The 26,486-nt window shown below is 58.7% G+C and carries 16 protein-coding genes and 1 CRISPR repeat array; of the genes, 9 read left to right on the top strand and 7 right to left on the bottom strand.

Annotation, left to right across the window (positions count from 1 at the left end; translation table 11 throughout):
- Positions 1-29 precede the first annotated feature (29 nt).
- The 4 genes from csy1 to cas6f are packed head-to-tail and all read left to right on the top strand — an operon-like array spanning position 30 to position 3,975.
- A complete protein-coding gene (gene csy1, locus WG219_01285) occupies positions 30-1,388 on the top strand; it encodes a type I-F CRISPR-associated protein Csy1 (GenBank protein ID WXL26149.1) in 1,359 nt (452 codons plus the stop codon).
- Positions 1,381-2,355: a type I-F CRISPR-associated protein Csy2 gene (gene csy2, locus WG219_01280; protein ID WXL26148.1), complete on the top strand. Its 975-nt coding sequence runs from the start codon at positions 1,381-1,383 to the stop codon at positions 2,353-2,355. The genes csy1 and csy2 overlap by 8 nt, the downstream gene beginning before the upstream one ends.
- 21 nt (positions 2,356-2,376) lie before the next feature.
- Complete coding sequence (gene csy3, locus WG219_01275) at positions 2,377-3,408, top strand: type I-F CRISPR-associated protein Csy3 (GenBank protein WXL26147.1); 1,032 nt, start codon at positions 2,377-2,379, stop codon at positions 3,406-3,408.
- Positions 3,409-3,411: 3 nt separating this feature from the next.
- Complete coding sequence (gene cas6f, locus WG219_01270; GenBank protein WXL26146.1) at positions 3,412-3,975, top strand: type I-F CRISPR-associated endoribonuclease Cas6/Csy4; 564 nt, start codon at positions 3,412-3,414, stop codon at positions 3,973-3,975.
- Positions 3,976-4,103: 128 nt separating this feature from the next.
- Positions 4,104-5,754: a CRISPR direct-repeat array (repeat unit 28 nt; unit sequence CTTCACTGCCGCATAGGCAGCTCAGAAA).
- Between the two features lie 65 nt (positions 5,755-5,819).
- Here cas6f and WG219_01265 read toward each other — a convergent pair.
- Positions 5,820-6,626, bottom strand: a complete 807-nt coding sequence (locus tag WG219_01265) for an outer membrane protein OmpK (GenBank protein WXL26145.1) — start codon at positions 6,624-6,626, stop codon at positions 5,820-5,822.
- Between the two features lie 144 nt (positions 6,627-6,770).
- Positions 6,771-7,313, bottom strand: coding sequence for a gamma carbonic anhydrase family protein (locus tag WG219_01260; GenBank protein WXL26144.1), 543 nt, complete (start codon positions 7,311-7,313; stop codon positions 6,771-6,773).
- Between the two features lie 159 nt (positions 7,314-7,472).
- On the opposite strand from WG219_01260, the gene prlC reads away from it, so the two are divergent.
- The 3 genes from prlC (at position 7,473) to WG219_01245 (ending at position 10,774) form a co-directional block, all read left to right on the top strand.
- Positions 7,473-9,521: an oligopeptidase A gene (gene prlC, locus WG219_01255; protein WXL26143.1), complete on the top strand. Its 2,049-nt coding sequence runs from the start codon at positions 7,473-7,475 to the stop codon at positions 9,519-9,521.
- A complete protein-coding gene (locus WG219_01250) occupies positions 9,518-9,784 on the top strand; it encodes a YheV family putative zinc ribbon protein (protein WXL26142.1) in 267 nt (88 codons plus the stop codon). The genes prlC and WG219_01250 overlap by 4 nt, the downstream gene beginning before the upstream one ends.
- Positions 9,785-10,006: 222 nt before the next feature.
- Positions 10,007-10,774, top strand: coding sequence for a DUF3658 domain-containing protein (locus tag WG219_01245; GenBank protein WXL26141.1), 768 nt, complete (start codon positions 10,007-10,009; stop codon positions 10,772-10,774).
- Here WG219_01245 and WG219_01240 read toward each other — a convergent pair.
- The 5 genes from WG219_01240 to recC form a co-directional block, all read right to left on the bottom strand.
- Entirely contained in the window at positions 10,766-11,539 is a 774-nt protein-coding gene (locus WG219_01240; protein WXL26140.1) for a transporter substrate-binding domain-containing protein, read from the bottom strand. The genes WG219_01245 and WG219_01240 overlap by 9 nt on opposite strands.
- Positions 11,540-11,587: 48 nt before the next feature.
- On the bottom strand, positions 11,588-13,411 hold the full coding sequence (gene recD, locus WG219_01235; protein WXL26139.1) for an exodeoxyribonuclease V subunit alpha: 1,824 nt from the start codon (positions 13,409-13,411) through the stop codon (positions 11,588-11,590).
- Entirely contained in the window at positions 13,411-16,953 is a 3,543-nt protein-coding gene (recB, locus tag WG219_01230) for an exodeoxyribonuclease V subunit beta (GenBank protein WXL26138.1), read from the bottom strand. The genes recD and recB overlap by 1 nt, the downstream gene beginning before the upstream one ends.
- A gap of 165 nt (positions 16,954-17,118) precedes the next feature.
- Positions 17,119-18,531 carry an ATP-binding protein gene (locus WG219_01225; protein ID WXL26137.1) on the bottom strand — a complete coding sequence of 471 codons (1,413 nt, stop codon included), beginning with the start codon at positions 18,529-18,531 and terminating at the stop codon, positions 17,119-17,121.
- A 61-nt stretch (positions 18,532-18,592) separates the two neighbouring features.
- Positions 18,593-21,847, bottom strand: a complete 3,255-nt coding sequence (recC, locus tag WG219_01220; GenBank protein ID WXL26136.1) for an exodeoxyribonuclease V subunit gamma — start codon at positions 21,845-21,847, stop codon at positions 18,593-18,595.
- Between the two features lie 634 nt (positions 21,848-22,481).
- Here recC and WG219_01215 point away from each other — a divergent pair.
- Both WG219_01215 and WG219_01210 read left to right on the top strand, forming a co-directional pair.
- The gene (locus WG219_01215; GenBank protein ID WXL27918.1) at positions 22,482-24,740 is read left to right on the top strand and encodes an EAL domain-containing protein; all 2,259 of its coding nucleotides are present in this window, start codon (positions 22,482-22,484) and stop codon (positions 24,738-24,740) included.
- Positions 24,709-26,298, top strand: a complete 1,590-nt coding sequence (locus WG219_01210) for a PAS domain-containing methyl-accepting chemotaxis protein (protein ID WXL26135.1) — start codon at positions 24,709-24,711, stop codon at positions 26,296-26,298. Before WG219_01215 ends, WG219_01210 begins: the two co-directional genes overlap by 32 nt.
- The last annotated feature ends 188 nt before the right edge of the window (positions 26,299-26,486 follow it).

The following is a 26,486-nucleotide window of genomic DNA, read 5'->3' as shown; positions in this document are numbered from 1 at the left end:
ATATGAGGTGTAAACCATGGGAGGGAGTTATGCAGGAACCTGATCGCAAGTCAGCTTTCCGAATCGCCATCTCCAGTTTTATCGAAGAAAGGCGCGAGGCAAAGCTCAAAGGCTTGAAGGAAGGCGCCGCAGCAGAAGCTGCGGGTAAATATGAATACGGAGCTTGGCTCGCCGATGCGGCGCGGCGGGTTTCACAAATTCAGGCCGTAACCCACGTCCTCAAGGCGACCCACCCGGATGCCCGGGGCAGCAGCCTGTACAGCCAACCAAACACACTGCACCAGCACAGTGAAATCGGCACCCACCTGCTCGGTGGTGACTATGCCGACGATATTGTGGGCAATGCCGCTGCGCTGGATGTGTATAAGTTTTTAAAGGTTGAAGTCGAAGGCAAACGCCTGCTCGACTGGCTGCAAGCCGGTGACAACGACCTGATCGCGGCCCTGCACGACGACCCGGCAACCGCTACGCAATGGGCGGATGCATTTAAAGGGCTGGTGCGCTCAGCAGACAAACTCAGCTCCCACAGTTTGGCCAAGCAACTCTACTGGAGCATCAGCGGCGAACCCGCCGACGACAATGGCTATCACCTCTTGCTGCCTTTATTTGCCAGCAGCCTGACCCATGCGGTGCATCAGGACATCAACGATGCCCGCTTTGGCGAAGCCAACAAACTCGCACGTCAGGCCAAGCGCGACGGCAAGCCCCACGATGCGCCCTACCATGACTATCGCGATTTGGTGGCACGCAAGCTGGGCGGCACCAAGCCACAGAACATCAGCCAACTCAACAGCGAGCGCGGCGGAGTGAATTATTTACTGGCCTCAAGGCCACCTAACTGGGATCTGAAGCGCCCACGTCATTTGTTTTTTGTTGATTCGGTGCTGCCTCGTTTTTCCCGTTATGAAGACGTACCCGAGCTGATTGCTGCCCTATTAAAACTGCTAAAAAGCAACCCAACACCGACCCTGGAAACCCGACAAAAGCGTGAGCGGATTGAGCGCTCGCTGGGCGAATCACTCGCCGCCTTTGGTGCGTCCATTCAGGCCCAGCAAAAAATCGGTTGGACGCAGGATGAAGACTGCCGCCTGCCGCTTTCCAAGCAACTGTGGCTCGACCCGGAACGCGCCGATCTACCGCTTCGGCCGGGACACGAAGAGGAAGATCAGGCCTTTAAACAAGCCTATGAAGCTAAAGACTGGCCTGACCATGTTGCGCACCGTTTTGGTCTTTGGCTCAACGCCATTCTGATCGAGAACGGCTTGCCCGTAGGCGATGCCGAGCATGCCCATTGGGCGCGCCAGGCCATAATTGATGTGGACTGGCCTGCGCCCATGCAGCGCCGTGCTGTAGCTCCGGCAAGCGGAGAGGAGGTCAGCCATGGCTGAGTGTCCTCATGTAGACCACCTGCTGGTGATCCCCCGCTTACGCGTGCAAAACGCCAACGCCATCTCCAGCCCACTGACCCATGGCTTTCCGTCCATCACTGCGTTTCTTGGCCTGATGTGGGCGCTGGAGCGTAAGACCAGTGCAGCGGGACTGGACCTGCAATTCAACGCCGTCGGCGTGGTGGCTCACAGTGTTGAAGAACAGATCACCGAAGGCGGCTTCGTTAACGAGTTCCGCCTGACACGCAACCCGGTGGATGACAAAGGCAACACAGCAGCCATTGTCGAAGAAGGCCGTGTCCACCTGGATATCAGCCTGGTGTTTGCCGTGAAAGGGTCAAGCCTGGCGAACGATGCGGCCCACGCAGAGCTGGCCAAACACATTCGCGGTCTCCTTGAGCAAATGCGTATTGCCGGTGGCAGCGTGGTCGAAAACCAGGTGCCAGCCTTAAAACAGCGTCCTTTTGTGCTGACACTGCCTGATCAGGCTGACGCTTCAGATGAAACCTTCAGGACCCTCAAGCTGCGCTTACTGCCGGGCTTTGCTCTAGTTGAGCGTCCAGACCTGCTGGAGCAACGCCACCAGGAACTGCAAGTAAGCCAACCCAGTGCCAACCGGCTTGATGCCTGGCTGTCACTGGCCCGTATCAACTGGCAGTGGCACACCAATGAAGAAGGCAAAGGCGAGTGGCAGCACGACCGCAAAGGGCTCGGCTGGATAGTGCCCATCCCGGTCGGCTACGGCGCATTAGCTGAGGTTCAACCCGCCGGGACAGTGGCCAATGTGCGTGACCGACAAACGCCCTTCTGCTTTGTCGAGAGCCTCTACGGTATTGGCGAGTGGCTAAGCCCCCACCGTCTCTCTGCCCCACAACAACTGCTCTGGTACGCCGATAGCCAGCCCGAAAACGGCCTGTACCGCTGCCGCAACGACTACCGGTCGATGCCGGTTATTGAATTCGACTAATCACTTATAAGGATTTTAAAGATGAGCACCGAAACCTTGAAAACCGCATCAGTACTGGCCTTCGAACGTAAACTGGACCCGTCTGACGCCGTCTTTTACGCAGGAGACTGGAGCACGCGCGACACAGCCGGTGAGTGGAGCCCAATTAAAGTGCGTGAGAAGTCCGTACGCGGCACCATCTCCAACCGTCTGAAGACCAAAGACCAAGACCCGGCAAAACTCGACGCAGCCATCGAAAACCCCAACTTGCAAACCGTCGATGTCGCCGCCCTGCCAGCCGATGCTGACACGCTAAAAACCCAGTTCACCCTGCGCGTGCTGGCAGGCACTGGCCAACCGTCAGCCTGCAACGAGGTCGCCTATAAAGATAAGTTGCAGGCAACAGTACAAGGCTACGTCGATAGCCACGGCTTTACCGAGCTGGCCCGTCGCTATGCATACAACTTGGCCAATGGCCGCTTCCTATGGCGCAACCGTATTGGTGCTGAGCAAGTTGAAGTGAGTGTCGCTCACTTGGTCGACGGCAAAGCGCAAAAGCAATGGACGTTCGATGCCCTGGCGCTGTCGTTGCGCAACTTTGATCAGCCTGCCGATGCCAAGCAACTGGACGAACTCAGCACGCTGATTGCCGATGGTCTAGCTGGCAAACAGCACGTGCTGCTGCAAGTCACCGCGTTTGTACGCATGGGTGCAGGGCAAGAAGTCTTCCCATCACAGGAATTGATTCTTGACCGTAGCCGCGGCACTAAAAGTAAAACCCTCTACACAGTTAACGAAATCGCCGGCATCCACTCCCAGAAAATCGGCAATGCCTTACGCAGCATCGACACCTGGTATGAAGGCGCTGATATCAACGGTCCAATCGCCGTTGAACCCTACGGTTCCGTCACGACCCAAGGCAAAGCCTATCGCCAACCCAAACAGAAGCTGGACTTCTACACTTTGTTGGATAACTGGGTGCTTAAAGACAAAGCCCCGGAAGCCGAGCAGCAGCACTTCGTCATCGCCACCCTGATTCGCGGCGGTGTCTTCGGTGACTCCGACAAGGGCTAAGCCATGGACCATTACCTTGACTTGAAACTGCTGCCCGACCCGGAGTTTGCCCAGACGCAACTGATGAGTGCGCTATTCAGCAAACTGCATCGGGGGCTGAGTGATCTGCGCCGCGATGACATTGGTATCAGCTTCCCAACCGTCAAAAGTGGCACTCACGGCCTAGGCAACTGCCTACGCGTGCATGGTACAACCGAGGCGCTGCACAAGTTGCTGGCCCTCAACTGGTTGACCGGTATGCGCGACCACGTGCAGAGCAGTGAAGTGAGCGCTGTTCCGGCGAACGCAAAACACCGTGTAGTCAGCCGCGTACAGGTCGACAGCAACCCAGACCGCGCCCGCCGCCGCCTGATCAAGCGCCACGGCATCAGCGAAGAAGAGGCCCGCCAGCGCATCCCCGACAGCGCCGCCAAACGCTGCGAGCTGCCCTATGTGGCCATTCGCAGCAATAGCTCAGGGGAGCGCTTTAACTTGTTTATCCGCCACGGGCCGCTACTCGACAGACCTCAACCCGGAACCTTCAACCACTACGGCCTCAGCAGTACCGCCACGGTGCCCTGGTTCTGACCCTTTTTTCGCACAGAAATTAAGCTCTTTAAAAATCAACGACTTAAATTTCAGCTAAAAAATAGGGTTTCCTGCCCCAAAACTGCCACAGCCTCTGTTCTATAGGGGCTGTGGCAGCTTAAGCTCTACTTCACTGCCGCATAGGCAGCTCAGAAATTCAACGTGCAGGGCGGCGTAAATGGCCGAGGCTTCACTGCCGCATAGGCAGCTCAGAAAAGCAGCGCAAGTGCAGCAGCAATACCGTACCCCTTCACTGCCGCATAGGCAGCTCAGAAAGCGAAGAGTACAGAAGAAAGCGCCAGCGTTTGCTTCACTGCCGCATAGGCAGCTCAGAAATAATGGCGACGTTGCTTTCTTCGGCAAAGAGTCTTCACTGCCGCATAGGCAGCTCAGAAAAACCCAATTATCAAACATGCTTTTCATTAGACCTTCACTGCCGCATAGGCAGCTCAGAAAAATATCAGGAGCCAAGGAAGCCCCCAGCAGCGCTTCACTGCCGCATAGGCAGCTCAGAAAAAACGCTTGGTAAGCGCCTCGATCCGGGTGTCCTTCACTGCCGCATAGGCAGCTCAGAAACTCAGGAGGACGAAGAGCCGTCAGACGAAGAGCCTTCACTGCCGCATAGGCAGCTCAGAAAACGCAGATATCAAGCCATTGCTTTCCGGGATGCTTCACTGCCGCATAGGCAGCTCAGAAACGTTGTAGTCCGGGTATGTGATGCCAATCCGGCTTCACTGCCGCATAGGCAGCTCAGAAATATGACCACGGAGAGCAAAAGCGGGTTGGACACTTCACTGCCGCATAGGCAGCTCAGAAATTGGGAACCTGTCTATGATCAATATGCAGACACTTCACTGCCGCATAGGCAGCTCAGAAATGCAACTGACCAGATTCGTCTCGACTAACCTGCTTCACTGCCGCATAGGCAGCTCAGAAATTAAGCGTCTAAAGGCATATCTCAAGCATCTTCTTCACTGCCGCATAGGCAGCTCAGAAATGCTGCGTATTGAGGAAAACCTGTCAGCGGCTCTTCACTGCCGCATAGGCAGCTCAGAAATGCTGCTCGAGCAGCGGCTTGCGGATCTCGACCTTCACTGCCGCATAGGCAGCTCAGAAATGAGCCGCTGATCGTGCCCGCCGCTTTGGTGTCTTCACTGCCGCATAGGCAGCTCAGAAACTGCCGCCGCCGTACACCTGTGGTGCCAGCCACTTCACTGCCGCATAGGCAGCTCAGAAAAGGCTCATACCGATCAGGCCGCACAAGACGCCCTTCACTGCCGCATAGGCAGCTCAGAAAGAAGAGCAGGCCAAGTCCGAAGGGTGTTACTTCTTCACTGCCGCATAGGCAGCTCAGAAATTACGCCGACCGGCCTGAGGTAATCGAGCGCGCTTCACTGCCGCATAGGCAGCTCAGAAACTGCTTAGGCCCGCTCTGGATAGCACGTACCGTCTTCACTGCCGCATAGGCAGCTCAGAAATGAGTGAACCAGCGATACAGCCGCGCCTGCAGCTTCACTGCCGCATAGGCAGCTCAGAAAGTCGAACAGGAACGTGGCTGTGGTGTCCTCAACCTTCACTGCCGCATAGGCAGCTCAGAAAAGGACAACCCGGTTGACTGGACCATCCCGGCACTTCACTGCCGCATAGGCAGCTCAGAAACAGCATGAGGCCAACACGATGGACCCGGCAGACTTCACTGCCGCATAGGCAGCTCAGAAATTGTACTCACCATCAGCGTTGAACTTGGTATCCTTCACTGCCGCATAGGCAGCCAAACCTCAACTACCCCAAACCCCAAATAGCCAGCCCCCTACACAACCGGGGCTGGCCACTTGATTTCGCTTTTAGAAATGCGCCTTCAGCAAAAAGCTCGCAGTGTTTTGGTCCGTGGAGCCCACGAAGTTTTCGCTGACGAAACCGCCGTCTTTGATGCCGTATTTGTTTTTCCAGTAGTCGTATTCAATGCCGACATACAGCTGCTTCTCGCCCCAGCTTAGGGCTTTGCCCAGGTCGTATTTGATCTGCGGGTTGAAGTGCAGGTTGGCTTGGTATTCGCCACGGCTGTTTTCGTCGTTGTCCACCACCCAGTCCATAAACCCGTCGATCAGGATGTCTGAGTTGCCGACCGGGATGGTGTAGCTCCACGCCGGGGTGATCTGCCAGGTGTTGGAGCCCGCGCGGTTGCCGTCGACGGTGCGCAGGTAGGTGTTGAGCATAAAGAAGTCGAAGCCTGGGATGTCCAGGTCCACTGCTGGGCCGATCAGGTAGGCGTCTACGTCGTCTTCACCGAACTCGTATGTAGCGGAGATCAGCACATCTTTGACCAAGCCGAAGCTGAGGTCGCGGCCGGTGAGTTTGCCGAATGATAGACGCGGACTGATCTCGCCGTAGAAGGTGTGGCCATCACCTGCGCCGTTGGTGGCATCCGTGTTGTATTTGATGACATCCAGGAACACGAACAAGTCGCCAACCGACCAGCCGCTGACATGCTCAAAGGTGACGGTCTGTTGGATGCCCGGATCAATTTTGTAGTCGTGGCCGTATAGGTAAGTCAGGCTGTTGTCCTGCCAGTGCAGCAGATCTGAGGCAACAGCTTCTCCGCCGATGACCAAGCCTGTGGACATCAGCAGCGGAGAGATAAAGCGTTTCATGGGAGCTCCCGTGGTGGCAGTTTGCAGTGTTGTTATAAAAAAAGCGCGCAGGATAGGCCTCTGGCGCGCAGATGCAATGCTTAACTGACAAACGTGCCACTTCTTCGGGAGCCGCCTGCTGTGGGTCAATAAAGGCGGGACGGTCTAGCCCGCGTAACCCTCTTCCAGGTGCTGATCTTTAAGGCGTACGTAGTTTCCGGCACTGTAGGTGAAGAAGCTGCGTTCTTTCTCGGTCAATGGCCGTGCCTGTTTGACGGGGCTGCCGACATAGAGGTAGCCACTTTCCAGGCGTTTACCCGGCGGCACCAGGCTGCCCGCGCCGATGATGACTTCATCCTCTACCACCGCACCGTCCATAACGATGCTGCCCATGCCCACCAGAATCCGACTGCCTAAGGTGCAGCCGTGCAGCACGACCTTGTGCCCGACAGTGACGTCGTCACCGATGATCAGCGGGTAGCCGTCCGGGTTGAACGGCCCGGCGTGGGTGATGTGCAGGACGCTGCCATCTTGGATGCTGCTGCGCTGGCCAATGCGGATGCGGTGCATATCGCCACGGATCACGGTAAGCGGCCAGACGGAGCTGTCGTCGCCGATTTCAACGTCTCCGAGCACCACTGCGGTGGCATCAACAAAAACCCGTTCGCCGAGTTGCGGGGTGCACTGTTTATAAGAACGTATCGACACGATTAAAACCTCTTAAGCTGCGCCAAACCTTGATTGTAATTAAGATACACCCCATGTTGAGAACAACGTCGCGGTAAACACACCGCCCTTGTTCCGCCAGGCCCCGCCACTGCGTTCACACAATGCCGGGCCGCTCATTTTTATTACAGGTGCCTTGTCGTGACTGCTAACAACCCGCTGCTGCAAGCCTTTGATCTGCCGCCGTACTCTGCCATTCGTCCGGAACATGTCGAGCCGGCCATTGATGCCATCCTCGCTGACAACCGTGCGGCCATGAACAAACTGCTGGAGGCGCAAGCCGCCAACCCGAGCTGGGATGGTCTGGTACTGGCGCTGGATGAGCTGGGCGCACGTCTGGGTCAGGCCTGGAGCCCGATCAGCCATTTGAATGCCGTGTGCAACAACGCCGAACTGCGCGCTGCATACGAAGCCTGCTTGCCGAAGCTGTCCGAATACTGGACCGAAATCGGCCAGAACCAGCCGCTGTTCCAAGCCTATCAGGCGCTGGCCAACAGCCCGGAAGCGGCTGGCTTTGATGTGGCACAAAAGACCATCCTCGAACACGCCCTGCGCGACTTCCGCCTGTCGGGTATTGATCTGCCTGCGGACAAGCAAAAGCGCTACGGCGAAATCCAGATGAAGCTCTCCGAGCTGTCCAGCAAGTTCTCCAACCAACTGTTGGATGCGACCCAAGCCTGGACCAAACACGTCACGGATGAAGCCGCGCTGGATGGCCTGACCGACTCCGCCAAGGCGCAAATGAAGCAAGCCGCCGAAGCCAAAGGCCTGGACGGCTGGCTGATCAGCCTTGAATTCCCGAGCTACATCGCCGTGATGACCTACGCCAACGACCGCGCCCTGCGCGAAGAGGTGTACCGCGCTTACAGCACCCGCGCCTCCGACCAAGGCCCGAACGCCGGTCAGAACGACAATGGCCCGGTGATGAATGAGATCCTCACCCTGCGCCAAGAACTGGCCGAGCTGCTGGGCTTTGCCAACTACGCCGAGCTGAGCCTGGCCAGCAAGATGGCTGACAGCACCGATCAGGTGCTGAACTTCCTGCGTGATCTGGCCGTACGCAGCAAACCGTTTGCTGAAAAAGACCTTGAAGAGCTGAAGGCTTTTGCCGCGAGCCAAGGCTGCGCTGATCTGCAAAGCTGGGACGCCACCTACTACAGCGAAAAACTGCAAGAGCAGCGCTACAGCATTTCCCAGGAAATTCTGCGTCCGTACTTCCCGATCGACAAAGTGCTGAGCGGCCTGTTCGCCATCGTCGAGAAGCTCTACGGCATCCAGATTAAGGAGCTGAGCGACTTCGACGGCTGGCACCCGGATGTCCGCCTGTTCGAGATCAGCGAAAACGGCCAGCACGTTGGCCGCTTCTTCTTCGACCTGTATGCCCGCGCCAACAAACGCGGCGGCGCGTGGATGGACGGTGCCCGCGACAAACGTCGTGATGTGAACGGCAAGCTGATCAGCCCTGTGGCCAATCTGGTGTGCAACTTCACCCCGGCGGTGGGCGATAAGCCAGCGCTGCTGACCCACGATGAAGTCACCACCCTGTTCCACGAATTCGGCCATGGCCTGCATCACCTGCTGACCCGCGTTGAGCATGCTGGTGCTTCGGGTATCAACGGTGTGGCCTGGGATGCGGTGGAGCTGCCGAGCCAGTTTATGGAGAACTGGTGCTGGGAGCCGGAAGGTCTGGCCCTGATCAGCGGTCATTACGAAAGCGGCGAGCCGCTGCCGAAAGACCTGCTGGCCAAGATGCTGGCGGCGAAGAACTTCCACTCCGGCCTGATGATGGTGCGCCAGATCGAATTCAGCCTGTTCGACTTCGAACTGCACGCCACCCATGGCGATGGCCGCAGCGTGCTCGACGTACTGGCGGGCATCCGCAAAGAAGTCAGCGTGATGCAGCCACCAGCGTACAACCGCTTCCCGAACAGCTTTGCGCACATCTTTGCTGGCGGCTACGCAGCGGGTTACTACAGCTACAAGTGGGCGGAAGTGCTGTCGGCGGATGCCTTCTCCAAATTCGAGGAAGACGGCGTGCTCAACAGCGACACTGGCCGCGCCTTCCGCGAGGCGATTCTGGCCCGTGGCGGCTCGCAGGAGCCGATGGTGTTGTTCGTTGACTTCCGTGGCCGTGAGCCGCGCATCGACGCCCTGCTGCGCCACCTGGGCCTGAGCGCGGAGGCAGCATGAGCGAAGTGACCAGCAAGCGCTTTATCGCCGGGGCGGTATGCCCGGCGTGCAGCGAAATGGACAAGATCCAGATGTGGTCAGTGGATGGCGTGCCGCACCGCGAATGCGTGGCCTGCGGCTATGCGGATACGCTGGACGAGCGTGGCAACTCCGTGCCCCGCGAGCTGCCGACGCGGGTCAATATCAGCGCGCTTAAACCTAAAGCCGCTGACCCGGCCGTACAGGCGGTGCAGTTCTTCCCTAACCCTAAGTTGAAGAAGTAAGCCGACAAGGCGATGCGCGACTGATGTCGCTCCTACTAGGTATACAGGTTCTGTAGGGGCGACTTCAGTCGCGAACAACACATGCTCATCCCAATTATGTGTTGCTGCGACTGGCCCATTCACGGCTAAAGCCGTTCCCACCAAAAGCAGCAATACTCACGCTTCGCGGGTGCAGCTTGAGTCACGAAGCAGCAACCCCCGCACTACTCGCAAGGAGCGCGTATGTGGCATCTGGTGTGTGGTGATCTGGCAGGAGCCAGTGTGATGCAGGTCCTTAGCCCTGCCGAAAACTCAGGCTTACGCGTCCTTCGCGACGATCTGGCCGTCGGCCCGCTGGCAGGTATCGACCAGGCGCCCTGTACCCTTCGCGCACACTTCTGGCAGCAACTGTGGCATGAGTCGATGCAGCCAGTACCCGACTTCGCCAATGGGCTGGACGCTGACGCCATGTGGCTGTCCGCACTCAGCCAAGGTCCTCAGGCAGTAACCGTCTGGACGGGAGACAGTTGCAGCGAGCAACTGCTGCTGGCGCGCGTTGCTCATCTCCTTCAAGACAGCAATGTAGAGCTGTGGGAAGTTGCCTGCGCCAACCCTCAACGGCCACCACGTAAAGCCGTTTCCCTTCGCACACCGGATGAATTGCAAGCGCTCTTCCAGCAGCGCTCACCACTAACGACCGCGCAACGCACTAGGCTGGCTGAGCAGTGGCAGCAGGCGCTACACGCCAATGCCGACATCCGCTGCTGGCTCGCGGGTGAATTCAGTCAGCACGCTTACGCGCTGGTAGACGAGCCGTTGCTGCGCAGTTGCCGTAGTGAATGGCGCCCACTGGGGCGCGTCATGGCGGATGTGATGGCGCAGAGTGATGGCTTCTTCCCGAGCGACAGCTTTCTTCATTGGCGTGCTCGGGAGTTGGCCACTGTCGGTCAGCTTGAGCTGTCTGAACCGTTTTCAGCAGCCTACAACGCCCAGCAGGTTCGTTTAGGGTAGAACCGAGACGTGCTCATTTATGCGGCGCAAGTAATCATCTAACAGGCGCTGATACTCGCCACTGGCGTGTAATGCGGCCAGCCCCTGGTTGAACTCACTCATCAGCTGTTGAGCATTGGGCAGACTTTTAGGTATGACCAAATGCAAGGTATTACGGTTGATGGGCTCACTGGAGTGGGTGAACTGTTCTGCTGCCGCCCCCAGTTGCTCCAGCACCATGGCCCCCATGTGCCTTTCAGCCATAAAAAAATCATCGCGTTTTAACAGCAGCAACTGCGCGCACTCGGCCATCCCTTGGGGCGAGTGGCGACGTAGTTTGCCTGCCTTGAGCAATTGTTCGACCGGCTCTGGCGCCTGCCAGCCCAGCGGGTAGCAGAAGCGCTTACCGCTGAGAGTCTCTGGCGTAGCGCTGTCGATCGGCTCACCGGCCCGGCTGAAAATAAACTGCTCGCCGATATACAGCGGGTCCGAATACAGGAACAGCGCTTGCCGCTCAGGGCTGACGATATAAGGGAAGGTGGCATCAAACTGGCCACTTTGGGTTTGTAGAAACCCTCGGTTCCAGGGGCGCCACTGCACAGAGCTGGTCATGCCCCGTGACTCAAACGCCTTGCGCACCACCAGCGCCAGCATGCCCCCCTCCGGTAACGACTTAGCGGTATAAGGCGCATACCCATCCCCCGTTACCAGACGAACCTCTTGCGCTTGAAGGCCGACACACAGCAACAAGCAAAAGGCCGAGACAACAGCTCTAAATCGGGACATAGCGGCAACCAAAAACAACAGCGGGCGCGCAGTTTAGGGGGACTTACTCTAGTCGAAAAGCCCCAACTGTATCTCTGACTGGCGTGGAGCAGCGGGTTTGCTGACGGTTTCCGACAGACGCTGCGCCAAACCTGCCGCACGTTCAGCCTTTGTCGCCACGGCCTCACTCAAACGGGCAGGCAAGCCCCAGATTTCCACGCGTTGTTTAGCTCGGGTGATCCCGGTGTAAAACAGGCTGCGTGACAGCAATGGGCTGGGCAGCTCCGGCAGCACCAACAGCACCTCACTGAACTCCGAACCCTGGCTTTTGTGCACAGTCATGGCGAAGGCGCTGTCGTGGCTAGGCAGGCGTGCCGGAGCAAATGGGCGGAAGCCCTCTTCGCCCTCAAAGAACACACGCAGACCATGCTCGGTTTTAAGGCAAATGCCGATATCGCCATTAAACAGCCCCAAGGCGTAATCGTTCTGCCGCACCATGACAGCCCGCCCGACATACCAGCGTTCACGGCTGGCGATGGAGCTGCGGCGTTTGATCCGCGCTTCCAGCGCCTCATTAATCCCCGCTACACCCCAAGCGCCTTCACGCTGGGCAGTGAGCACCCGGAAGCTGTTGAAGGCTTCAAACGCCGCAGCCGGATCGCCGCTGCGAGCGGCAGCCAGATACGGCCCGTAGCCTTGATCCAGCCGTTCCAGTAACGCTGCGCTGTTAGGCTCGGCGTTCCATTTAAGGTCGGGGCGATCCTCTTTGAGCAGGCTCAGGGTGCCGCGCACCTCGCCGCCATTAATGCGCCGGGCCAGCTCGCCGATGCCGCTGTCTCCAGCGAAACGGTGGCTGTGGGTCAGCAGCACCACGGCATCGCCGAGTTTGGATTGCGGCTGGCTAACGGGTACTTGCTGACCGGTAATGCGTTGCAGATCAGCCGCGGCCTGCTGATCAAAACCGCGCCCTTCGCACAGTTCAGCAAACACCGCACCGGCTTCCACCGCGCACAGCTGATCTTTATCGCCAAGCAGAATCAGTCGGGCTTTCGGCGGCAGCGCCAGCAGCAGTTTGGCCATCAGGGCCAGATCGACCATGGACGCTTCGTCCACCACCAGCACGTCCAGTGCCAGCGGGTTGTGCTGATCATGACGCACAGCAGGGCTGTCGCCCCGGCTACCCAATAAGCGGTGCAGTGTTTTCGCCTCATCCGGCAAAGCGGCCTTGATGGCATCGGTGACCGGCAAACTGGCCTTGGCATTACGGATTGCTTCAGCCATCCGCGCTGCGGCTTTGCCTGTCGGCGCGGCTAGGCCGATAGCCAAACGCTCACCACCGGGCTGCTCCAGCAGTGCAGCCAGCAGGCGAACCACGGTGGTGGTTTTGCCGGTGCCGGGGCCGCCGGAGATCACCGCCAGATTGCGTCGTACCGCCTGCGCGGCGGCCAGCCGCTGCCAGTCCGGTTGCTGCGTATTGAAGGCAAACAAACGCTCCAGGCTGGCGCTGAGAATGGCTTCGTCAACCTCCGGCAAATCAGCCGAGCGCTGCAACAGCTGTTCAGCGAGTTGCTGTTCGTAGTTGTGATAGCGGGCCAAGTACAGGCGGCCCTGATCAAGAATCAGCGGGGTAAAAGCGCCCGCAGCGCCCACCAACGACGAGGCCTGCAACTGTTGCTGCCACTCGCCTTGTGACGGCAACACATACGGATGCTCAGGCCACGGACGCTGCCCAGCCCAATGGGCCAGCGGCAGGCACACATCGCCCTTTTCCAGCACAGAAGACAATAGCGCAGCGGATGCCAGCACCAGCGGCGACGCTTCGGGATCAAGGCGTTGCAGGCTGTTGAGCAGCGCACGTTCCAACGGGCCGAGAGGCAGTTCATTGAGCAGCATCAGACGCCCTCCGCAAACAATGTATCCAGGGCATCCAGCAACTCATCCGCAGGTCGGGCGAAGTACACGCCAGCCTCCGGCATGCCACGCAGGAACAGGTAATAGGCACCACCTAACTGGCTGCCGTCGAAGTCATCCAAACGCTGCATCAGGAAGCGCCGCAGCGCCACCAGATAGATCAGGTATTGCAGGTAATAGTGCTCGCTGGCCAGCGCTTGCAGCAGACGTTCGCCGCTGTAATAGCTGACATCCGGGCCGAGCCAGTTGGACTTGTAGTCGGCGATGTACCAGCGCCCGTCGTGCTCGAACGTGAGGTCGATAAAGCCTTTGAGGAAGCCCTTGAGGTGATCGAACTCCAAGCGGCTCGCCGCTTCACGCATCGGTGCGGGCAGGCCGTAGGCCTCATCGCTGAGAATCTCGCGCAGGCGACGCACATCCAGCCCAGCCAGCGGGAAGGTAAAGCCCAGCTCGGGCAAGCGCCGCGCCGGGTTCAACGTATTTAAGGTCAGACCGCTGTCGTCCAGCTGCGCATCCAGCACCAGCTGCAACTGATTGAGCACCACCTCGTTCCAGTCGTTGCTGATACCGTGGCCGGTGAGATTCGGTTCGATTAATTCTTCCAGCGGTGCTTTGTTCCGTGCCCAGTCTTCCAGCATGGCGTGCAGGCAAGTACCGGCGCGGGCACCACGGGGGAAGGCGAAGAAGCCGACACCCGGCTCGCTGGCATCCGGGATGGCCAACGTATCTCGGTCCGGCGCTTCCATATGCAGGCCCGCCGCGAGGCCGGAGAAGCTGCCAACACGCCAGGCGCTGTGCAACGTGCGGTTCAGGGACGACAGCTGTTGCGGCGCAGCGGCACGCAGCTCACCGGCGGCGCTGGCTTCATCAGTGCGCGGTGTTTGTACGCTCATGCGCCCGTTGCTGGCGGCAACCAGTTGCTCCAGCTCAGTACGCAGGCCTTGCGGGGAGAGCGTCTGCAGATGCCCCGCCAGCTCAGCCAGCGCGTCATCGCCGGGCAAGTCACGGCCATGCAGCAGCCAGCCCAACGCACTGCTGTGCAGGCCGCTTTCGCTGAGGCTGCCATCTTTCTTCGGCTTACAGTCCACCGGCCCCCAATGCAGCCACAACCGATCCCGCGCACGGGTCAGGGCCACATAGGTCAGGCGCAGTTTTTCCGCGAAGCGTTCGTGCTTGGCGCGCTCGCGGTTGTCGTCGAACTGCTCGCTGCCAAGGTCCAGCAGCGGCGTGCCGTGCTCATCGTGGCAGGTGATGTCTTCATGCTGGCGCAGCAGCGCGCCGTCCCACAGATACGGGCAAAACACCAACGGGTATTCCAAGCCTTTGGAGGTGTGGATGGTGACGATCTGTACCCGCTCGGCATCGCTTTCAAGGCGCAGCAGGGCATCTTCGCCATGGCTTTCGGCACTGCGCTGGGCGTTGAACCAGGCCAGCAATTGTTCCTGACCGGGACGTTGCAAACTCTCGGTTTGCAGCAGCTCAGCCAGGTGCAGCAGATTGGTCAGGCGACGCTCGCCATCCACCCGCTCCAGCAGGCGCTCAGCCACTTTTTGCTCATCCAGCCAAGCGCGGAAAGCGCGCATAAACCCCTGTTGCAACCACAGTTGGTTATAGCGTTCAGCGGCTTCGCGCTCAGCGTCCCAGGCTTGAGCATCTTCGCTGCAAGCCGCCAGTTGTTCAGCGCTGCGACCAAGCAGGCGGCTGGCCAAGGCATAACGCAGTGCGCCTTCGCGGCCCGGTTCTGCATAGGCGGCGAGCACAGCGGCCAGCTCATCGGCCTCCTCGCTGTTCCACACATTTTCTTTGCCCCGGCGCACGCTGGGAACGCCTCGCAACGCCAGTTGTTCGGCCACTTCGCCAGCTTGTCGGTGGCTGGCCACCAGCACGGCAATGTCGCCGCCTTTGATTGGTGTCTGCTGCCCGCCCTGTTCAAAGTACGCCTCGCCGCGACTGCTCGCGCTAATAACTGCGGCGATACGCTTGGCGGTGTCTTCGGCCACGCGGGTACCTGCTTCGCCTTTTCCCAAGTGCTCATCATCCAGCCAGACAAAGGCCAGCGGCGCATCGGCCTCGCCTTCAACGGTTGGCAGCACCAGCTGCGGACGCGCCTTTTCACTTGCGCCGACCTGTTGATACTCCAGACCTTGCTCGGCAAACGGCATGGGCCGGTCGAACAGCTGGTTCAGCGCATCGATCAGCTCCGGGATGGAGCGGTGGTTGGTGGCCAGGCTGTATTGCCGGTCGGCCTCGTCACGGGCCTTGAGGTAGGTCGCCAGGTCCGCGCCCCGGAAGGCATAAATCGCCTGCTTCGGATCGCCGACAAAGCACAGATCGCCCGGCTCACCCTGTGCATAAATGCTGCTGAAGACCCGATACTGCACCGGGTCGGTGTCCTGAAATTCGTCGATCAGCGCCACCGGATACTGCGTGCGCAACGTCTCGGCCAGATGCGCGCCGCCTTCACTGCTTAGGGCCAGTTGCAGGCGATTGAGCAGGTCATCAAATGCCAACAGGCGCTGAGCTGCCTTGCGTGCTGGGAGCTGCTCGTTGAGCTGATTGATCAGCCGCACTTGCAGGTCGATCAGGCGCTGTTCGGCTTCGGGCTGGACTTCATCCAGCGCATCGCACAAATCCTGTAAGGCAGCGGCCAGTGGATTGGCCGGAGCCTGACAGTCCTTCTTGCAGGCCTTGTTCAGCCCTTCGCGGGACAGGCGCCGGTGCGCATCGGTCTTGCTGAACAGCGCAGCGGCATCGCTGAAGTAGCCATCCAACTCAATCTGCCAACTGGTCAGTTTGGCCGGGTTGACCATATTGCTTTTAAAGCCGTCGAAGGCGCGCAGCTCATTCAGCCAACCGGTGCTTTCGACTTGCCACAGCCGCTGGGCTTCCTGCCAGGCAGCCCGCAGGCTGCTCATTTCGCTGGCAGCGCCGGGCTGCGGTTCGATACGCAGATACGGCTTGCCTAAGTGATTACGCAGACGCTGGCGCAACACCTGTGGCGTCAGCTTCTGGTGCACCAGAAACGCCGCCCACTCCGGCTCGGCGCTGGCCAGTTCGTGTCGCCACAAATCCGCCAGCAGCGCGTCGATAATCTCGCGGTCGTCGTGGGTTAGCTCGTTATCGAAATCGCCACCGGCCTCAAAGGCCGCGTCCTGCAAGGCACGCTGACAAAAGCCGTGAATGGTGAAAATCGCTGCCTCATCAAACCCATGCACCGCCAGTAATAAACGGCGGTGGCTGGCCGGATCGGGATAGCGGGCATGCAGCTCATTAAGCAAACCATCATTACCGGGGCCGTTCTCGTACACCTCCAGCAACTCAGCCAGACGCTTGCGGATACGCTCACGCAGCTCAGCGGTGGCCGCTGTGGTAAAGGTCACCACCAGAATCTGGCTGACGTTGAGCTGCTTCTCCAGCAGAAGGCGCGCATAGAGGGCAGTCAGCGTCCAGGTTTTACCGGTACCGGCACTGGCCTCGATCAGCGAACGGCCGGTGAAGCTGTCGGAAAGGAGATTGAGATTCACGAGTTCCTCAGCCTGTCGAAATCACCCAAGGTGAAAATGGCTTTCATTGCAGATGCTCGATTGAAAACAGGGCGCTCGACATTAGCGATTAAATAAGGAAAGCCTGATAAACAGCGGATCCATCCCCATATGTTCGTATTCGCGAACAATTGCGATTGCATAAACTCAAGCCCAAGCCGGTACATATTTGGCATAACGCTTAGATGAGTTTTGCGGATCATCAAGTTTGATCAGTTCTTGTGCTACAGCCGTTGTGATGATCTGAGAAACACTGGCCGTCTTGGACCTTGCATCATCGAGATTAAAGCGCTCCCTTAGGCTCTGGTTCGTCATTTTTTCATTACTGACATATTTCAAGCAGCAATGTAGATAGCAGGCCCGTACTCGTTCTTCAGTGTCCATATCAACAAAGTCTTTATGTGCAAACAGAGCCACTGTTGTACGTACGGGAGAGACACGAATGTCAGGCGCTGGGAGCTGATAATGCTCTGTGCTGGATACAACCTTATCGATACCACTGCCTTTTTCTTCACAGATCCCCATGCGTCGCATCAAATCAGCCAGACGCTCATTACGGGACTTGTATTCATCAACAAATCGCTCAGCAGGGATCAAGGGTGTACCGGGATTGGTAATCTCGATCCGATCCGAGTAGATCTCGACCATGACCGAACCGGCAGTTTCTTCAAAATCCTGATGCACCAAGGCATTGGCAACCAACTCGCGGATGGCCAACTCAGGGAACATACGAACATCTTCGCGCAGGGCCTGACCAATCACTTCATTCATCGGCAATTGGCTGTTGATATAACCGATCAGCGCTTCAAAACCGCAGGCATAACCTTTCTGCCCAATCAGGTCTCGCTCAGTCTCCAGCTTATTCTTACCTCGGTATTTGACCACCCTGACGGTCTTGCGCCTGAGGGAGTCGAACTCTCGCATGTCTTTGGCAAGCAGTAACGCACCCAAGTTGGTAATTCTGAATTGCTCACCCGCTCTGCGTAAAAGCCGCTCACTGAGCAAGCGCTCGACAACCCCATCGCGGGTGGCAGGAAAGGGCAGTTTTAGCAGGTCAAAGAATGTCTGCACATCAAGCAAGGAGACAGCAACGTCAACTGCCAAAGCCTCGGAAGCATCCTGAGCCAGAAAGTCGGGCTGCCCCTCTGCAAAAATTCTTCTCAGTTGATCTGCCGACATGGGCACCAGAGACTCTCCCGAACGCATCAGGTAGGCACCATCAACATGCAATGGTTGCCCAAGTGGCCGCGGAGGAATCTCAAACACCAGAACCCGCCCATCTGCGTGCTCAATAACCTGAGAATTGACCCGTATTCTCAGTACCTCAAGAATTTTTGCGCATATTTCCCCTGGTGCCTCAAAGGCCTGTGTACCCACAACTTTACGCGGACACTTGTCACTCACCCCCAGCACCAGATGACCACCACCCTCATTCGCCAGCGCAACGCAATAACGCAGTAATTTCTGAGTGTCGAATTGCTGCTTGGCCTCCTTGAACTCCAGCCGCTCGTTTTCCTGTGCTGATGCCAACCAGTCCTGTAAACACTGCAATGTAATCATGCGGCAATCTCTCCCTGTAGCTGCCCGCCATTTACCCATGTCCCTGCGCAGTTGTATGCAGTCATACCTCATCCTCATCACTGCCGCTGAGGGCATCCAGCGCTGGGCCGTAGAGTTGTTCGGCGAGGGCTTCGAAGCGCTCGTCGAGCGGGCTGCGGTCGCGGAAAGCTAAGGCATTCCATGGGTCTTGGCCTTCGCCACTCATAAACTCATTGCCCTCCCACATCACCCGCGCTTCGCTGCGGGCGGCGTCGATGGGCTCTTTACGGCCGGGATTACGGAATTTGCGAGCAAAGCCATAGCTGCATTTGGCGAAGACGGGCAGTGGTTCGCACAGGGCAAACTTGTAGGCCTCCAGCCAGGGGCGCAACAGCTCTTGCGGACTGGCCAGCGGGCCCAGGCGCCATTCACTTCTCGGTGAAAGCAGGCGGCTGTCGCGGCTGACTTCTGCGGTGGCAGCGCAGTTAAGCAGGATGTGCCGCAGCCAGAACGGTGCCAGCTCCCACGCGCCGAGGTCGCGCAAGCGGTAGTCAAACAGGCCGCTGGCGCTGACGCCATCCAACCAGCCGTGGATACGCACGCCCGCCAATTCGATATCCACCAGCAGCGGTTGCGGCGGGTCGCTTGGGCGCTCATCAAACAGGGTCGGGGCGAAGGCGCGGATCGGACCGCGAATCTGGCCCCAATAGGCCTGACCCAACTCACCCACCGGCAGCCAGCCGGATGCGGCGGCAACGGCGCGTTCCTGCTGCTCGCTCCAGCCGTTTTCCACCGCCTGCAAGGCTAACTGACGCAAGCCATGTTGGCTGGTCCATTCGACGCTGAACGGCTCGTCTCCGGCCAGCGCTTCTTCGCTGTCGGCCAGGCGCAAGCCTAAACGCTGCTCCAACAGGAAGCGCGCGGGGTGTTTAAAGCAGTGAATAAGCTGACTTGGCTCGATGGTCAGCCAGTCTTTATCTGGCTCAGCCAGTCGGCTGGCAAACGGTGCAGGCGCAGCCACCGGCTCGCTCAGACGTTGAGCGGCGCGGAACCAGGGCGCGGCAAACCCGCAGTGGTGATCACCGGCAAAGTTAGCTGGCGAGAACGGTTGCAGCGGGTGCAAATGAGTGATGCGTTCGCTGGCCTTTGCACCGTTATAGGTGGCCGTCAGGTCGACCACATCCAGCAGTTCGCTGACCAACACCGACGGCGGCAACTCGGCATTGCTGCGCGGGTCGCGGCCGACATAACTGAGGTACAGGCCATGACGGGCGCTAAGCAGGGTTTCCAGCAGCAGGTAGCGGTCATCCAGCCGCCGCGCACGGTCACCACGTCGGGGCTGACGGCTGATCAAATCAAACCCGGCGGCCGGTGTGCGGCGCGGTAAGGCGCCGTCGTCCAGCCCCAGCAGGCAGACCAGCTGAAATGGCAGGCTGCGCATGGGGATCATGGTGCAGAAGGTCACCGCGCCGGTGAGGAAGCCCGATGCCGCACTGCCCTGTTCCAGCGTTGCGGTGAGTTGCTGGCGAATCAGTGCCAGTTCAACCGGGCGAGTAATGCCGGATGCGGTGGCTTGCTCCTGCAAAGCAGCACAGGCTTTGGACAGCAGCAGTAAGGTGTCACCCGCCTCGCGCTCATCGAACAGCAGGTCGATCAGTTGTTGCAGCGACTCGGCCCATTCGCTGAGGCTGCGCGGCCGTTGCAGCTCTTGCGCCAACCCGGCCAGACGCTCGACAAACGCACACAAGCGGCCGAGCAGGTGCGCCCGTGCACCTTCAATGGCATCCAGCGGCCAGCTGTCACCGAGCAGCGGCGCGAATTGGCCAGCCAGTTGCGGTGGCGCGGCGAAGCCCAGCAGCAAGCGGTCCAGCCCCTGACGCCACGTGAACGCAGCATCCGCAGGCAGGCCCAGTTGTTCGCGGTGTTTGGCATCGCGCCCCCAGCGCACCCCAGCACTGCGCAGCCAGTCGCGCAGCAGCGGCAGGTCTTCGCTTTCGATACCGGCACGGCGGGCGATGGAGGGCTGCTCCAACCAGGCGATGATTTCCTCCGCAGCGAAACGGCTGTCCGGCAGCGCCAGCAGATTAAGGAAAGCTTCGATCAGCGGAATCTCGGCGCGCATACTGCGGTCAGCGAGGCTGAAAGGAATCCTCGGCACGCCTTCTCGGGGCGCAAACACGGCTTCGATATAGGGCGCGTAGCGTTCGATATCGGGCGTCAGCACCACCACCTGATCGGGCGTCAGGTTGGGCTCAGCAGCAAACCGGGCGAGCAGCTGATCGTGGAGGATTTCCACTTCCCGCAGTGGCGAGTGAGCGACGTGCAGCTCCAGCGAACGGTCATCCTCCTGCAGCCGCAAACGCTCATCGGGCTGGCGGGTATGCAGGCGCAGGATGTCGTTTTGCAAGGCTTTAAGTAGGCTTTCGTCGCGCAGGTCTTCATCCTCGGAGTACAGGCCAATTTCCTGCCCGCCTTCGGCTGACGCAATGCTGAGCAGGCTGTCGAAAAAATCGCGCCCCTGTTTACCCAGACTTGCCAGCAGCGGGTTGCCCACGTCCAGGTACCATTCTTCCGGGCTAAGGTCGGGCTGGCGGGCCAGCTCGCGGATGTCGCGAATTTCGCCCCAGGCTTCACGGCACGGGTTAAGCGCAAACAGGACGACTTCGGTGTGACGCGCCAACCCTTCGAGCACGCGCATGTGGTGCGGTGGCAGCGAGCTGATGCCAAACACGATGACCCGCTCGGGCAATCCGGCAATCGGCTGCGGGTCGTACAGGCGCGCCAGCAGCTCTTCAAGCAGACGGGCGCGATGCGGGTGGCCATCTTTGGTCAGCTCACGCCAAAGCAAGGCCTGCCAGACTTCATCAGGGCCTAGGTCGAGCAGTTCACCCCGCTCCCAGGCAGCCAGCCAGTCATCGCGATATAGCAAATATTGGTCAAAAACATCGGCGATTTTGACGGCAAGTGACAGGCGTCTGCGCTCATCACCACCGTCCAGATAATGGGCCAGGCGCGGAGCCTGTTCGAGGTGCTCCGGTTCGCACAGCCAGTCATACAAACGCCAACTCAGGCTGCTCGGGGAAAACGCGGATTGCTCCGGTAACTGGCCCAGCACCAGCCGCGACAAATCCCAAACAAACTTGGCGGGCAGTTGAACATCCAGCTGCATGGCGATGCCCTGACTGCGCGCCAACTCCAGGGTTAGCCAACGGCCCATACCCTGGCTCGGCACCACCACCAACGCCGGGGCGAACGGGTCACTCATGGGCTTGGCCAGCAGCGTAGTGGCCAGCGTGCCTAGGGTTTCCAAATCGGGCGCGTGATACAAGCTGAGCATGGGGCATCCAAATTCGTGTGAAGGCACTAGGTTAGCAGGTCGCAACCCACCAGAATGTACTTAGGGAGCATTCAAAATTTTGATACAAATCAATATAGTGAATAGCCAACAGTTCTAAATTGCCAGCACCATGCCAACACCTAAAACCACACCACGTATTATCTGTTCAGACCCGCAATTGTCTGCTCAGTTGTGTCAGTGGTTACACACCCAAAATACTCAGGGCGAAGTTATCAATTGTGCTCAGGATTGCAGCCAAGCGCCCTTATGCCAATGGCTTGACCCATCCCCCATAGGCCCAAAAGGACAAGTTCATTCAGCCCTGCAGGATGCAGTGAGTACCCTGGAACGTACTCGCCACGCATTCAAATCCCGGGAACTGGCTGACTTAAGAAAACGCCTTGAGCACGTGCTGAAAGAATTGTCAGACAATACTTAATAGAGTAGAAATAGCCTTTCAGTAGGTTCCGCCCAACGGAAGCCGGCTTTGCCGGGCAGGATTTGAGGCCTGCAAGACAAAGCGTCGAGAGAGTATGTTCATTGAGCATCCTTTCTCGACGCTTTTTTTTTGCCCATAAAAATAATTGCAGTAGGGTGAATAAAAGTGGGTTCAGCACAAGCACTCGAAGAGTTGATGCGGCGCATGGGTCTCAGCAACAAGGAGATCTTAGCGCGCAGCCAGTTACTCGACTGGCAAGCATCCGATGCCAGTCGACTCAATGAGCACGCTGAGGCCATGGAACCGGCCCAAGCCGTTTTCACCGAGAGGCTTTATGATCACCTGCGTGGCTTTACCGGACCGGCCTCGCTAATCAGTGACGATGCCACCCTCAAGCGTCTATCCCACAGCCAACTCGAGTACTACAAGCGCCTGTGGCATGGTCCCTACGACAACGATTACGTCTCCAGCCGCCTGCGCATTGGCCTTGTCCATCAACTGGCGGGCATTGAGCTGAAATGGTACTTGGCGGCCTATCGCCTGTACCTGGATGAGATGCTCAACGTGTTATTTGTCGGGCACCCTAATCAGGCCGTGTTCGCCAGCTTGTTGAAGGCTGTGTTCTTTGACATGACCCTGGCCATCGACACCTATGGGGCCGCCCAACGTAAAGCGCTGGAAGACAGTGAAGCGCGCTTTGCCCGTGCTCTGCGTGGCGCCAATGACGGTATCTGGGATTGGCACCTGGAGCACGATCGCCTGTATGTATCTGACCGCTGGGCAAGCATGCTCGACTTGAACCGCGACAGCATTGGTGAATCCAGTGCGAGCTGGTTTAGTCGTGTCCACCCAGACGACTTCCCCGGCCTGAGGCAGGCTATCGACGCTCACCTGGCAGGTACCAGCCCCTTAATTCATCATGAACATCGCATCCGCCGCGCCAGCGGTGAATACCTGTGGGTGCAAGTGCGTGGCGTGGCTGAAACGGATGCATCCGACCATCAGCGCATCACCGGATCGCAAAGCGATATCAGTGCGCGCAAGGCCGTTGAACAGCAACTGCGGCATGCCGCCCGCCACGACCCGCTGACCGGACTGGGCAACCGCTTGCGTCTGGACGAACTGCTGCCGCATACCATTTACCAGTTGGGCAAAAGCGGAGCGCGGGAAGCTGCCTTGCTGTTTATCGACTTGGACCGATTCAAGCTGATCAATGACAGCCTCGGCCATGCCTGCGGAGATCAGGTGCTGATCGAAGTCAGCCGTCGCTTATCACCGTGCCTGCGCTCCGGTGACCATTTGTGCCGTTTTGGCGGCGATGAATTCGTCGTTTTGCTCACCGACCTGGCCCGCGCCGAAGATGCCGAACAGGTTGCGCAACGCATGCTGGAAAGCCTGCATCACCCGATCCACATTAATGATCAAGTGCTGGTGGTGACTGCCAGCATTGGTATCGCCGCCCTCAAGGCCAGTGCCGCCTCGCAAGATGCCCTGCAAGCGGCAGACCTGGCCCTGTACCGCGCCAAGCAATCAGGCAAAGCCCAGTTCGCCCGCTTCAGTGAGGAGTTGCAGGTCAATGCGCACTATCAGCTAGAGCTGGAAAGCGCCCTCAGTCAGGCTTTGGATCGCAACGAATTCGAACTGCACTATCAACCAATCTGTCGCATCGAACAGGGCGGCATACGCATGACAGGCGTCGAAGCACTGTTACGTTGGCGACGGGGCGACGCCTTAGTTCCGCCAGTGGACTTCATCAGTTCCCTGGAGGAGTCCGGAGAAATCGTCCGCGTTGGTGATTGGGTATTGGAGCAGGCTTGCCGACAAGTCCGCGCTTGGCAGTTGGACGGCTACGAGCAGATGCACTGCGCGGTTAACTTGTCCAGCCGCCAACTGCGTCAGGATGATTTTGTCGGGCGCCTGACAGAAATCCTGCTCAAAACCGAATTACCGCCGTCCAGCCTCATTTTGGAAATCACCGAAAGCCAGTTGCTCGAAGACAGCACGGCGACCCTCATTACCCTGCGCGCGCTAGCCAACCTCGGCGTGCGCTTGGCATTGGACGACTTTGGTACCGGCTACTCATCACTGGGGTACCTCAAACGCTTCCCGCTGCACATTCTCAAAGTCGATAAGAGTTTTATCGGCGGCGCCCCTCAGGATGCCGAGCTGACCGCCATCAGCCGCGCCATTATCGGTCTGGGCCAAAGCCTGGGCCTGCAAGTGGTAGCCGAAGGGGTAGAACGCATGGAACACATCGACTTTCTGCGCACTCAAGGGTGCCAGATGGCTCAGGGTTACTGGTTCAGCAAACCCTGTTCAGCCAACGATCTACAGCAGCTTTTGAATCACGTGAGCGCCGACGGCTACATGGACGGCCTGCTCACTGACACGATTAAGCCGTTAGCCGAAGAGCATACCTATAATGAAAAACAATCTCCCGGTCAGCCAGCGTGAAGTAGACGTCCGAGAAAACGCCAACATCCTTTCAACCACCGACCTCAAAGGTGCACTCACCTACGCCAATGAGGACTTTATCGACATCAGCGGCTTCACGCTGCCTGAGTTGATTGGCCGTAACCACAATATCGTCCGCCATCCAGATATGCCCCCCTCCGCGTTTAAGCATATGTGGAGCACCCTGAAGGACAATCGCTCATGGATGGGACTGGTAAAAAACCGCTGCAAAAACGGCGACCACTACTGGGTCAGCGCATACGTCACGCCGGTTATCCACGACGGCAAAACCGTTGAATACCAATCCGTACGCAGCCGTACCACACCGACCCGCATCGCCCGCGCCGAATGGCTGTATTCACAGCTTCGCGAGGGCCGGACGCCCTGGCAAATTTGCCCGGCAAAATTCAATCTGGCCACGCGCCTGAGCGCACTGGTGTGCGCCCCTGTCATGCTCTGCGCTGGTCTGCTTGGGGCCACTTCAAGCCTCCCTTGGCTGAGTGCTGGCCTTGCAGGGATTGGTCTGAGCGCGTTACTCAGTGGCGGCATTCACCTACTCCTGCGCCCACTGACAACACTCGCCGCGCAAGCCCGGGAGATCAGCCATAACCCGCTCAGCCAATGGGTATACACAGGCCGCAATGACGAAATAGGCCAAATCGCCTTCAGCCTGCAAAGCCTGCAATCCGAATCAGCGGCCGTAGTCGGTCGACTGGCCGAGTCCGCCCGGGAGCTAAGCCAGGAAGCCAGCGAGTTGGCAGCAGCGGTCGACTGCAGCAACCAGGCCAGCCTGCAACAGCAAAGCGAAGCAGATCAGGTCGCCAGCGCCATCGGCCAGATGGCCAACAGCGTGCAGGAGGTCGCCCGTCATGCCCAACTCAGCGCCACCGCAGCGGGTGAAGCAGACATGGAAACCGGCAACGGCCTGCAACTGGTGGAGCAAACTCGCCAGCGCATTTACTCACTGGCCAACGAAGTCGCCCTAAGCCATGAAGTGGTGCATCAACTGGAGCTGCACAGCCAGGACATCTACAAGGTTTTGGATGTGATTCAGGGCATCGCCGAACAGACCAACCTGCTCGCCCTCAATGCCGCCATCGAAGCCGCCCGCGCCGGAGATGCCGGGCGCGGCTTTGCCGTAGTTGCCGATGAAGTGCGTGGCCTGGCCATGCGCACTCAGCAATCTACTGCGCAAATTCACGAGATCATCCGCGTGCTGCAACAAAACACCGACCAAGCCGTCTCCACCATGCAGCGCAGCCAGAGCCAGGCGCATGCCAGCGTGGAACAGGCCGTTCAAGCCGCCGAAGCACTTAATGGCATCAACCAACGCGTGGCTCAAATCAGTGACATGAGCATTCAGATCGCAGCAGCGGTGGAGGAGCAAAGCGCCGTGGGCGACACCATTCAAACCAACCTATGCGCAATCCGCAACGCCAACCTCAGCAGCGTCGCCGCCAGCAACCAAAGCCGCACCAGTGCCCAACACTTAGCCAGCCTGGCCGAGCGACTGGAGTTGTTGGTGGAGCAATTTAAGGGGCGAGCCTCTTGCAGCTGACGGCTAACGCCCCACCACACGCACAATCGTAACGCCCCATCTAGCAGCGCACTGTTTGAGATGGGGCGGCGCTAGTCCGCTAACGCAGCAGTCACAGGGGGGCGATTCGCCATACAGCTCTGACGCGGCCGTGACAGCCAAAGTTGTTTTGAGAAATGCCCTGCGCCATAAAATCCTGCGCAAAGATT

It is taken from the genome of Pseudomonas mendocina (genome assembly GCA_037482215.1).
Lineage (GTDB): Bacteria > Pseudomonadota > Gammaproteobacteria > Pseudomonadales > Pseudomonadaceae > Aquipseudomonas > Aquipseudomonas mendocina_E.
Note: the sequence above shows the minus strand (reverse complement) of the source record. Positions and strands in the feature narration are given on the sequence as shown.